An 11774-nucleotide genomic window follows, 5' to 3' on the forward strand; every position below is an offset into this window, starting at 1 on the left:
ATGATTATTCCTCGGGTTGGGGCTGATATATCAGCCTGACCCCATTGTTGAAAACAATTAGCTGCGGTTCGTCTGAATCTGGCGTGATCGTCAATCGGCCAGCGGTCAGGCTTCCATACGGAGCGCGGACCTCAAGCGGATCGGTCGTTTCTAGACTACCATCAGTGAGGGATGTGACGAGGCCTCTGGTCTCCATCAGATATCCATCGGATGTGGTCACCCGAGCGAGGTTATCGAGCGTGACAACCCTTGCATCGGAATCGAGTTTCCCAATTCCCGCAGACACGGTGGTCTCAATCCCGTCGATGGAGGTCATGTTGACCACAATGGCTTCGGCAATGAGCCCATTATCTGTGTCGGGGTCCTGTCGCGCGACATCTGCTTCAATTGTGTAGGTCCCGCCTGTCTCGCTCATGCCAACCATTTTGGGCGCGGAGAGCCGTGGCTGTCGCGCGATTTCCTCGATATCGGCATATGGAATCTGGCTTGTGTCACCCACATTTCGGGCAATCAAGAAAAGCGTCGACAACAGCACAATTGCGCTCAGGGGGAGAACCACCTTTGCCCAAGAGACGAACTGGCTGTAGGCGTCGTTTTGCACCCGTTACACCACACCTGCACGTAGGCAGTCGTGGATGTGGAGGATGCCTACGACCCGACCCGACTGCACAGGATCTTCGACGAATAGACAGGTGATCTTCTTTTCGTTCATCACGGCAACGGCTTCTTCAGCGAGGGCGTCGGGGCCAATGGTACGGGGTGATTTGGTCATCACTTCACCCGCGGTATGATCCAGTAGACCGTCCATATGTCGGCGCAAGTCGCCGTCGGTTACGATGCCACAGAGATAACCATCGGAGTTGAGAACGCCAACGACGCCGAACCCTTTTTGACTGATGGTGAGCAAAGCATCGCCCATCGCTGCGTTTTCCTCGATGAGTGGGATGGTATCGTCTTTATGCATCAGATCGCGCACTTTGGAGAGGCGCGCGCCCAGCTTGCCACCTGGGTGGAATTGGCGGAAATGTTCCGCGCCAAATTCGCGGTGTTCCATCAGTGCAACGGCCAGCGCATCCCCGAGCGCGAGCGTCATCGTGGTCGAGATGGTTGGAACAACGCCGTGACCGCAGGCTTCGCCCAACTGCGGGAGCAGCAACTGAACGTCCGCCTGTTGCATAAGGGAACTCTCTGCGCGAGACGCGATGCCGATCATCGTGATCCCAAATCGGCGCGTATGAGCGATGAGATCGGCCAGTTCAGGTGTTTCGCCAGAGTTCGACAGAATCAGAACGACATCGCCTTTGGTAATCATGCCCAGATCGCCATGCGATGCTTCGGCGGGGTGTACGAAATGCGCTGGCGTTCCAGTGGAGGCCAAAGTCGCGGTGATCTTTTTCCCGATGTGACCCGACTTGCCCATGCCCGACACGATCACGCGGCCCGGCGCGTTGAGGATCATTTCTGCGGCTTGGGCGAGATTGTCACCAATCGTCTCGGCCAGAACGGTTAGCGCACGCGATTCGTCTTCGATCACGCGGCGGGCGGTGTTGATGAGCTTTTCTCTATCCATGTCAGTGCGAAAAAATGTCCATATCGGGCCAGCCTGCAATGTCGAGCTGTGCACGGGTTGGTAGGAAATCAAAACAGGACTGGGCAATCTCTGTGCGGCCTTCGCGGGCGAGCTTTTTATCCAGTTCAGTTTTCAAACGATGAAGATACAGTACGTCCGACGCGGCATAGTCTAACTGCGCGTTGGTAAGTGTTTCCGCGCCCCAATCGCTCTGTTGTTGCTGCTTGGAAATATCGACGCTCAGGAGTTCTTGCAGAAGACTTTTGAGACCATGGCGGTCCGTAAACGTGCGGATCAGTTTTGACGCGATCTTTGTGCAATAGACTGGAGCTGTGAGCGCACCAAAGGTTTTGTACATCGCTGCGATATCAAAACGGCCGAAATGGAAGAGTTTCAGGACGTTTGGATCGGTCAGCATTTTGCACAGATTTGGCGCTTCGGTCTGACCAAAGGCGACCTGAACGATGTGGCAGTTCCCATCGCCGCCCGACATCTGAATAAGACAAAGACGGTCACGATGCGGGTTCAGACCCATCGTTTCACAATCAATCGCGACGATGTTCCCGAGGTCTAGTCCGTCGGGGAGGTCATTCTGATACAGGAGGTTCGCCATAAATATCGTTCCAGAGTCTTTGGCCTAAGGCTTTGGAACGGGTCTAGTCCTGCTGTCGCTATCGCGCAACCTCGGGATGGAGCGCAGATGTCTGCGAAAACGGCGGAAACACGCCGTACTAGGCGTAGTTTGTTCCATAAAACATGAGATGGGGAGTTTTATGGTGCCCAGAAGAGGACTCGAACCTCCACGACCTTGCGGTCACTGGCACCTGAAGCCAGCGCGTCTACCAATTCCGCCATCTGGGCACAGATGGTGGCGGGCTTCTACGAGTGGCGCGTGGCACTGTCAATGCTATTTCATGAAGAAAATGCAAAACCCCGATTGCGCCTTGTCTGCCAAGGGCCCGAGGGGTAAACCAAGCCAAGTTTTCGAAAGAGGCGCTCCATGTCCAAGCTTGTCACAATCTACGGCGGATCGGGTTTCGTCGGTCGTTATATTGCACGTCGTATGGCTCAGCAGGGGTGGCGCGTGCGCGTCGCAACTCGCGATCCCAATGAGGCGCTGTTCGTTAAACCGTATGGCGCTGTTGGTCAGGTCGAGCCGGTTTTCTGCAATATTCGCGATGATGCGAGCGTTGCGGCGGTCATGGATGGCGCGGATGCCGTTGTGAACTGCGTCGGTATCTTGGCTGAGTCGGGTCGCAACACATTCCAATCGATCCAGGCAGAAGGCGCGGCTCGCGTTGCACGTCTGGCTGCCGAAAATGGCGTTGCACGGTTGGTTCAGATCTCTGCGATCGGCGCTGATGCGGATGCGGACAGCGAATATGCTCAGACCAAAGCGGCTGGTGAAGCTGCGGTTCTAGCAGCATTCCCTTCGGCAATCATTCTGCGTCCGTCGATCATTTTCGGTTCTGAAGACGAGTTCTTTAACCGCTTCGCGGGCATGACCCGTTTCGGTCCGATCCTGCCTGTCGTTGGCGCGGACACAAAATTCCAGCCGGTATGGGTGGATGATGTGGCTCAGGCTGCAGTCAAAGCTGTCGTCGGTGATGTGGCGTCGGGCACCTATGAACTGGGTGGTCCTGTCGTCGCGACGTTCCGCGAGCTGATGGAAACGATGCTGACAATCGTTCATCGTCGCCGTTTGGTTCTCAACATTCCGTTTGGAATCGCAAAATTGATCGCGACCTTCGGTGGCATTGGGCAAGCGCTGTCGCTCGGCATCGTCAAAGCACCGATCACTAGTGATCAGGTGAAAAACCTACGTGTCGACAACGTTGTGAGCGAAGGTGCTCAGGGCTTTGAGGCGCTGGGCATTGTTCCGACAAACATGGAAGCGGTGCTGCCTGACTACCTGTGGCGCTTCCGTCCGTCGGGTCAGTATGACGCGATCAAGGACTCAGCGAAAAACCTGAAACACAGCTAAGCATTTCAGGTTTTGTGGATATTCAAAGGGGCGCGCCATTGGTGCGCCTTTTTACATATAGGCGATTGCGATGAGGATGACGCCAAGGATCACGCGATAGATTACGTAAGGCGTAAAGCTGATCGTGTTCAGCAGTTTCATCATCAGCGACAGGGCAAGCATAGCGGCGCCAAAGGCAAATACAGCACCAATCCCTGCCAGTTTCAGCAGTTCCCAATCTGCTTGACCGATCACATCTGCGCCAAGAAGAACACCTGACGCGATGATGGTCGGGATCGACATCAGCATAGAAATTCGAGCGCCGTCTTTGCGGTTGTAGCCCATTTTCCGGGCCCCAGTGATCGTGATGCCAGAGCGCGAGGTGCCTGGGATCAGTGCTACGGCTTGCCAAAGGCCGAGTTTGATCGCTTCACCCAAGGTCCAGTCCTGAATGGTTTTCTCTTCAGTACCGATCTGGTCGTAATAATAGAGCACGACGCCAAACAGCAGCATTGACCAACCAATCACGGTGATGGACCGCATTTGATCAGCAAGTCCTGTCACTTTGAGGATCAAGCCAATGATGACGACCGGGATCGTGGCGACCATCAAAAGGAACGCCAGTTTCGAACCATCGGTATCGATTCGCCCTGTGAGCATACGAGGAACGCCCAAAATCGCACTTTTCACATCCTGCCAGAAGAAAAGTATGACAGCGCCCAAAGTGCCGACATGAACGGCGACATCAATTGCAGGGCCTTGGTCTTGGGTTCCGACAAGATGCGGAAGAAGAACGAGGTGGCCTGAGGAAGATACTGGCAGAAATTCTGTAAGTCCTTGAATTACAGCAACTAAAAGCAGGTAGTAGAGACTCATGATTTCCGACCTTGAGCGATTTTGATGTCTACGAGGATTGTCATGATCTATTTCGGGTGACTTTAAAAGGTCAGTATAAGTTACCTAAATTTTGATCAATTGTCTGACTTACAGAGTGTTCGGAGGTTGATGATTGAAAAATAGGTCAGCACTTTTGACTTTTCTTTTCTTTTGAGAGGAATTAATCAGCAAATCCGAGAAGACTGCGGAGGGATGCCTGTGGCTACTGAAAAGATGCTAAAGTTCGTGACGGTTGGCCGTGACATGCCCGAAAAGCGTGGCGCGGAAGTTCGTCGTGAGGACTTCAACGAAATTTATTCCGAGTTCGCTGCTGCGAAAGCAGAAGAGCAAGCGAGCCGCTGTAGCCAGTGTGGTGTGCCTTATTGTCAGGCGCATTGCCCGCTGCACAACAACATCCCTGATTGGCTCCGCATGACTGCCTCTGGCCGTCTGCAAGAAGCATATGAGATCAGCCAAGCGACAAACACCTTCCCAGAAATCTGTGGCCGCATTTGCCCGCAAGACCGTCTGTGCGAAGGTAACTGCGTTATTGAACAGTCCGGTCACGGCACTGTCACCATTGGCTCGGTTGAGAAGTACATCACTGACACCGCGTGGGAACAAGGTTGGGTTAAACCGATCGTTCCTGCCGCAGAGCGTAGCGAATCTGTTGGCATCATAGGCGCTGGTCCTGCGGGCCTCGCTGCGGCTGACGTTCTTCGTCGCCAAGGCGTTCAGGTCACAGTGTATGACCGTTACGACCGCGCTGGCGGTCTGCTGACCTACGGCATCCCTGGCTTTAAGCTGGAAAAAGACGTCGTGATGCGTCGCATCGCTCAGTTGGAAGAAGCAGGTGTTGAGTTCGTCATGAACTGTAACGTTGGCGAAGATCTGACTTTTGATGCGATCCGTGGAAAACATGACGCGATCCTCATTTCGACAGGTGTTTACAAAACCCGCGATCTGGTTGCTCCGGGCTCTGACGCATCTGGTATTGTTCGTGCGATCGATTACCTCACCGCGTCGAACCGCAAGAACTTTGGCGATGATGTTCCTGAATACGATTCGGGTGAATTGAACGCTGAAGGCAAAAACGTCGTTGTCATTGGCGGCGGTGACACCGCGATGGACTGTGTTCGGACGGCAATCCGTCAGGGCGCGACCTCGGTGAAGTGTCTCTATCGTCGTGACCGTGCAAACATGCCGGGTTCGCAGCGCGAAACTCAAAACGCAGAGGAAGAAGGCGTCGAATTCGTCTGGCTCGCTGCGCCGAAAGGTTTCGAGGGCGATGCTGCGGTTACTGGCGTTGAAGTTCAGAAAATGCGTCTGGGTGCACCAGATGCGTCTGGCCGTCAGATGCCTGAAGTGATCGAAGGTGCTGACTATGTCGAGCCCGCAGACCTCGTGATCAAAGCGCTGGGCTTTGAACCCGAAGACCTGCCGAAACTCTGGGGCGTTGATGGTCTGGACGTGACCCGTTGGGGCACTGTGAAAGCAGACTTTGGCACAGGCCAAACGAGCCTGGACGGTGTTTATGCAGCGGGCGACATCGTTCGTGGTGCATCGCTTGTTGTTTGGGCTATCCGTGACGGTCGCGACTGCGCTCAGTCCATCCTGTCCTACCTGAACCAATCGGCAACGGTAGCAGCGGAATAAGGCTTGCGATGATCGGTTTGCGCTCCCTCTCCTTGGTTTTGACAGCGGTTTGTGCCGCTGGCTCTGCCGTGGGTGCGCAGCAGGTTGCTTTGCCCGAAGGTTGTGAGGCTTACGTCAGCATGCAGAAACGCAGCTGCACTGTGTCTCACATCTTTCATTGTGCAAATGATCCCGAAGGCTATCAGCGGCGTGTCGATTTCAATCAGGAAGGCATGACCTATCTGGGTATCATCGACGCCGAAGCACAATGGATCGAGAGTTTTTCACCTGCCCGTGGTGAAACAACGCGGCTGATGGCGGGGGCTCTCGACCCTGCGTCCTTGACCGAGTTGTTGGCAACAGGCGGCGACACGTTCGAGTTTTTCACGAACGGTGATGTAAACGGGGCGACCCAATACATTGGTGAAGACCAGCTGACCGGCGAAACCGAAACTATCGATGGTGTTGATGTTCTGGTCACCAGCTTTGTGGTGCAGATCGAACGCTCCAACGGTGACATCGAAACTGTTCAAGGCAACGAATACGTCCATCCCGAATGGCGCACGTTCCTATCTGGTGTGCGTACATTCACGACCGCCAGCGGCGAAAAGATCACCCAAGATCACCGCCCTGTCGACTTTATCTTTCCGGGCGAGGGCGGGTTTCTGTCCATGACCCCGATCTATGACTGTGGCGCTACGCTGTCCAAGGCGGTGCGTTCATGAACCTGATTACTAATCATGACTGCGGTTGCGCGACGGTTGCGCCCGACAATGTCCTGAATTCCAAGGAGATGCCTCATGACCATCTATGATGAAAACTGGGTCGCAGCCGAAGAGGCAAAGCGCGAGTGGATGTCGAAGAACAGCCTCTACCGTACCGACGACGAACATTCGTCCTGCGGTGTTGGGCTTGTTGTTGCGCTGGATGGTAAACCGTCCCGCAAAGTGGTCGATAACGGGATCAACGCGCTCAAGGCGATTTGGCACCGTGGCGCTGTCGACGCTGACGGCAAAACGGGTGACGGCGCGGGTATCCACGTTCAGATTCCTGTGACCTTCTTCTACGACCAAATCCGTCGCACCGGTCACGAGCCAGACATGAACAAACTGATCGCAGTTGGTCAGGTGTTCCTGCCGCGCACCGATTTCGGCGCTCAAGAGCGTTGCCGCACGATCGTTGAGTCCGAAGTGCTCCGTATGGGTCACTACATCTACGGCTGGCGCCACGTTCCGGTGAAAACTGATTGCCTTGGTGAGAAAGCGAACGCGACCCGCCCTGAGATCGAACAGATCCTGATCCGTTGTGAAAAGGACATCGACGAAGAGCAGTTCGAGCGCGAACTCTACATCATCCGTCGTCGGATCGAGAAAGCAGCTCTCGCAGCACAGATCCCGTCGCTGTATTTCTGTTCGTTGTCCTGCCGTTCGATCATCTACAAAGGCATGATGCTGGCAGAGCAGGTTGCGGAATTCTATCCAGACCTGATGGACGCACGTTTTGAATCGGCCTTCGCGATTTATCACCAGCGTTATTCGACCAACACCTTCCCTGAGTGGCGCTTGGCTCAGCCGTTCCGCATGCTTGCGCACAACGGTGAGATCAACACCATCAAAGGCAACATCAACTGGATGAAGAGCCACGAGATTCGCATGGCTTCTTCGACCTTTGGTGACATGGCTGAAGACATCAAACCGATTATCCCTGCTGGCACCTCCGACTCGGGTGCTCTGGATACTGTGTTTGAGGTTCTCGTTCGTGCTGGTCGCAACGCTCCGATGGCGAAGACGATGCTTGTCCCCGAAGCATGGTCGAAGCAGGGCGAAGACATGCCGCAGGCGTGGCAGGACATGTATTCCTATTGCAACGCTGTGATGGAGCCTTGGGATGGTCCGGCTGCTCTCGCCATGACCGATGGTCGTTGGGTTTGCGGTGGTCTGGACCGTAACGGCCTACGTCCGCTGCGTTATGTTGTTACTGGCGACGGCCAGCTGATCGCTGGTTCCGAAGTTGGCATGGTGCCGACCGATGAGGCGACCGTTGTTGAAAAAGGTGCGCTCGGTCCGGGTCAGTTGATTGCTGTCGATATGAAAGAGGGCAAGCTCTACCACGACGTCGAGATGAAGAACAAACTCGCATCTGCGCAGCCGTTCGGTGACTGGATCGAGAAAGTCGTCGATCTGACCGATCTGATGGGCAATGTCGAAGAAAAGACCCTGTTCTCTGGCGACGCACTGCGTAAACGTCAGGTTGCTGCTGGCTATTCACTAGAAGAGCTTGAGCAGGTTCTGGCAACGATGGCCGAGGACGGCAAGGAACTCATCGCGTCGATGGGTGACGATACGCCGTCTGCGGTTCTGTCGAAACAGTACCGTCCGCTGTCGCACTTCTTCCGTCAGAATTTCTCTCAGGTCACCAACCCGCCGATCGACTCGCTGCGTGAAACACGCGTGATGTCGTTGAAGACGCGGTTCGGTAACCTCAAGAACGTGCTCGACGAAGACAGCTCGCAGACCGAAATTCTGGTTCTGGAAAGCCCGTTTGTTGGCAATGCTGAATTCGACAAAATGGTCGAACAATTCGGCGATAGCGTTGCGTTCATTGATTGTACGTTCGAAGCTGGATCGGATCAGGAAGCCCTGCGTCAGGGCCTGGCTCGCGTTCGTTCCGAGGCAGAAGATGCGGTGCGTTCGGGCGCTGGTCACATCGTTCTGACCGACGAACATCAGAACGAAAACAAAGTTCCGATGCCGATGATCCTCGCGACGTCGGCGGTCCATTCGTGGCTGACCCGCAAAGGTCTGCGGACGTTCACATCGATCAACGTGCGTTCGGCTGAATGTATCGACCCACATTACTTTGCGGTTCTGATCGGCTGTGGCGCGACCACCGTGAACGCTTATCTGGCACAAGACTCGCTCGCGGATCGTATTGAACGTGGCTTGATCGATTTGTCGCTGACAGACGCAGTTGAAAACTACCGCGCTGCTGTCGACGCTGGTCTGCTGAAGATCATGTCGAAGATGGGTATCTCGGTTCTCGCGTCCTATCGCGGTGGTCTGAACTTTGAAGCCGTTGGTCTGTCGCGTGCAATGGTTGCGGAATATTTCCCAGGTATGCACAGCCGCATTTCGGGCATTGGTCTGCACGGTATCCAGCACAAGCTGGAAGAAGTGCATGCAAAAGGCTGGAAGTCGGGCGCAAACGTGCTGCCGATCGGTGGTATCTACAAATCGCGTCGTTCGGGCGAAAAGCACGCTTGGGAAGCGTCGACTATGCACCTGTTGCAGTCGGCCTGTGACCGCGCTTCCTATGAGCTGTGGAAACAATATTCGACCGTTATGCAGTCGAACCCGCCGATCCACCTGCGCGACCTCTTGGCGATCAAGCCGATGGGCAAGCCAGTTCCGATCGAAGAAGTTGAATCGATCACTTCGATCCGTAAACGTTTCGTAACGCCTGGTATGTCGCTTGGTGCACTGTCGCCTGAGGCACACAAGTTGCTGAACGTTGCGATGAACCGCATCGGCGCGAAGTCCGACTCTGGTGAGGGTGGTGAGGATCCAGCACACTTTGTTCCTGAGCCCAACGGTGACAACCCTTCGGCAAAGATCAAACAGGTAGCTTCGGGTCGCTTCGGTGTAACAGCCGAATACCTGAACCACTGTGAAGAGCTTGAGATCAAAGTCGCGCAGGGTGCGAAACCGGGTGAAGGTGGTCAGCTGCCTGGCATGAAAGTGACCGACCTGATCGCACGTCTGCGTCACTCGACCAAGGGCGTGACGCTGATTTCACCGCCGCCGCACCACGACATCTACTCGATCGAAGACCTTGCTCAGCTGATCTATGACCTGAAACAGATCAACCCGACTGTTAAGGTTACGGTGAAACTGGTTGCGTCCTCGGGCGTTGGTACGATTGCGGCTGGTGTTGCGAAGGCGAAAGCCGACACCATCCTGATCTCGGGTCACAACGGTGGTACAGGTGCTTCGCCTGCGACCTCGATCAAATACGCGGGTCTGCCGTGGGAAATGGGTCTGACCGAAGCGCATCAAGTGCTCGCGATGAACAACCTACGTGACCGCGTTACCCTGCGGACCGATGGTGGTCTGCGGACAGGTCGTGACATCGTCATGGCAGCAATGATGGGTGCCGAAGAGTTCGGTATCGGTACGGCTGCTCTGATCGCGATGGGCTGTATCATGGTGCGTCAGTGCCAGTCGAACACCTGCCCAGTTGGCGTTTGTACCCAGAACCCTGAACTGCGCGCCAAATTCACCGGCACCGCAGAGAAGGTCGTGAACCTGATCACTTTCTACGCAACCGAAGTTCGCGAAATCCTCGCGTCGATCGGTGCGCGTAGCTTGAACGAGGTTATGGGCCGTGCAGATCTGCTGACACAGGTATCCCGTGGTTCTGCTCACCTCGACGATCTTGATCTTAACCCGCTGTTGATCACGGTCGATGGCGCGGAAAAGATCAAATACGACCTGAACAAACCGCGGAACGTTGTTCCAGACACACTGGACGCTGAGATCGTTAAGGACGCCGAGCGCTTCCTGCGCGATGGTGAGAAGATGCAGCTGGAATACGCTGTTCAGAACACCCTGCGGACCATCGGTACGCGCACGTCGAGCCACATCGTTAAGAACTTCGGTATGCGCAACTCGCTGCAGCCCGATCACCTGACGGTGAAACTCAAAGGTTCTGCGGGTCAGTCTCTCGGCGCGTTTGGCGCACCGGGTCTGAAGATCGAAGTCTCTGGCGACGCGAACGACTATGTCGGTAAGGGTCTATCGGGCGCGACAATTGTTGTACGTCCTCCGATGAACTCGCCGCTGGTTGCATCTGAGAACACCATTATCGGTAACACCGTTCTGTATGGTGCGACTGACGGCTACCTCTTTGCGGCAGGCCGCGCGGGCGAGCGTTTCGCTGTCCGTAACTCTGGTGCGAAAGTGGTTGTCGAAGGCTGTGGTTCCAACGGTTGTGAATACATGACTGGCGGCGTTGCGGTTATCCTCGGCTCGATCGGCCCGAACTTCGGTGCTGGTATGACTGGCGGTATGGCCTACCTCTATGATCCTGAAGGCGCGAATGAGCCTCTCATGAACATGGAAACCTTGGTCACCTGCCCAGTCACCGTTGATTACTGGGAAGCTCAGCTGAAAGATCTGGTTGAGCGCCACGCGAAGGAAACTGGTAGCCGCAAGGCCGCTGAAATCCTTCAGCACTGGGAGACGGAGAAAGCGAACTTTGTTCAGGTTTGCCCGAAAGAGATGCTCGTTCACCTCAAGGCACCTCTGACGAACGAAGTTGCGGCTATGCCAGCTGAGTAAGTCAGCCAAAAATAATCTATGCAGAAAACGCCGGCAGCACACTGCCGGCGTTTTTTTTAATAGATCTAATTTTTTTAATATATAAAACGAGCTAGACAACTGCCGTTGAGGACCCAAAGGGGTTCTCGGCACTCACGAACGACCCCCTTTTTTGTTTTTTAATTAGGGAGAAGGTCGGCATGTCCACTATTCCATCAGCAAAGCTAAAAGCTCTGCTAACCAGCAACAGTGACCTTTCAAAGGCATCGCTGGGCACTCGCATCATGCTTACGCGGATGCGCCTTGAAGTTCAAAACAACCCAGCGTCAATTGATGCCGTTGTGACTGAACTTCAGCAAACCACTGATACCAAACCGCAATTGGCGGCTGATTTGGCAAACATCTAAGGTAA

Annotated in this window: 9 protein-coding genes and 1 tRNA gene; 5 read left to right on the forward strand and 5 right to left on the reverse strand. The window is 54.8% G+C overall.

Translation table 11 applies throughout. The features are described 5' to 3' along the window. Positions 1-4: 4 nt before the first annotated feature. The 4 genes from QWY83_RS00510 to QWY83_RS00525 form a co-directional block, all read right to left on the reverse strand. Positions 5-499: an LPS export ABC transporter periplasmic protein LptC gene (locus tag QWY83_RS00510; protein WP_249946641.1), complete on the reverse strand. Its 495-nt coding sequence runs from the start codon at positions 497-499 to the stop codon at positions 5-7. 105 nt (positions 500-604) lie between these two features. After that, the gene (locus QWY83_RS00515; RefSeq protein ID WP_249946642.1) at positions 605-1570 is read right to left on the reverse strand and encodes a KpsF/GutQ family sugar-phosphate isomerase; all 966 of its coding nucleotides are present in this window, start codon (positions 1568-1570) and stop codon (positions 605-607) included. A 1-nt stretch (position 1571) separates the two neighbouring features. After that, positions 1572-2183, reverse strand: a complete 612-nt coding sequence (locus QWY83_RS00520) for a ribonuclease D (protein ID WP_249946643.1) — start codon at positions 2181-2183, stop codon at positions 1572-1574. 161 nt (positions 2184-2344) lie between these two features. Next, positions 2345-2431 (reverse strand) — tRNA-Leu (locus QWY83_RS00525). 139 nt (positions 2432-2570) lie between these two features. On the opposite strand from QWY83_RS00525, the gene QWY83_RS00530 reads away from it, so the two are divergent. Beyond that, the gene (locus QWY83_RS00530) at positions 2571-3554 is read left to right on the forward strand and encodes a complex I NDUFA9 subunit family protein (protein ID WP_249946644.1); all 984 of its coding nucleotides are present in this window, start codon (positions 2571-2573) and stop codon (positions 3552-3554) included. 51 nt (positions 3555-3605) lie between these two features. Here the strand turns inward: QWY83_RS00530 and QWY83_RS00535 are convergent, their stop codons facing one another. Continuing rightward, complete coding sequence (locus tag QWY83_RS00535; protein WP_249946645.1) at positions 3606-4409, reverse strand: undecaprenyl-diphosphate phosphatase; 804 nt, start codon at positions 4407-4409, stop codon at positions 3606-3608. A gap of 219 nt (positions 4410-4628) precedes the next feature. Between QWY83_RS00535 and QWY83_RS00540 the strand changes: the two genes are divergently transcribed. From QWY83_RS00540 to QWY83_RS00555, 4 genes are all read left to right on the forward strand, one after another. Next, positions 4629-6065, forward strand: a complete 1437-nt coding sequence (locus QWY83_RS00540) for an NAD(P)-dependent oxidoreductase (protein ID WP_249946646.1) — start codon at positions 4629-4631, stop codon at positions 6063-6065. Positions 6066-6103: 38 nt separating this feature from the next. After that, a complete protein-coding gene (locus QWY83_RS00545) occupies positions 6104-6769 on the forward strand; it encodes a hypothetical protein (protein ID WP_158664568.1) in 666 nt (221 codons plus the stop codon). Between the two features lie 75 nt (positions 6770-6844). Continuing rightward, the gene (gltB, locus tag QWY83_RS00550; RefSeq protein ID WP_249946647.1) at positions 6845-11383 is read left to right on the forward strand and encodes a glutamate synthase large subunit; all 4539 of its coding nucleotides are present in this window, start codon (positions 6845-6847) and stop codon (positions 11381-11383) included. A gap of 179 nt (positions 11384-11562) precedes the next feature. After that, on the forward strand, positions 11563-11769 hold the full coding sequence (locus QWY83_RS00555; protein WP_158664567.1) for a hypothetical protein: 207 nt from the start codon (positions 11563-11565) through the stop codon (positions 11767-11769). Positions 11770-11774: the final 5 nt, after the last annotated feature.

The sequence above is a fragment of the Marivivens donghaensis genome (assembly GCF_030410045.1).
Taxonomy (GTDB): domain Bacteria; phylum Pseudomonadota; class Alphaproteobacteria; order Rhodobacterales; family Rhodobacteraceae; genus Marivivens; species Marivivens donghaensis.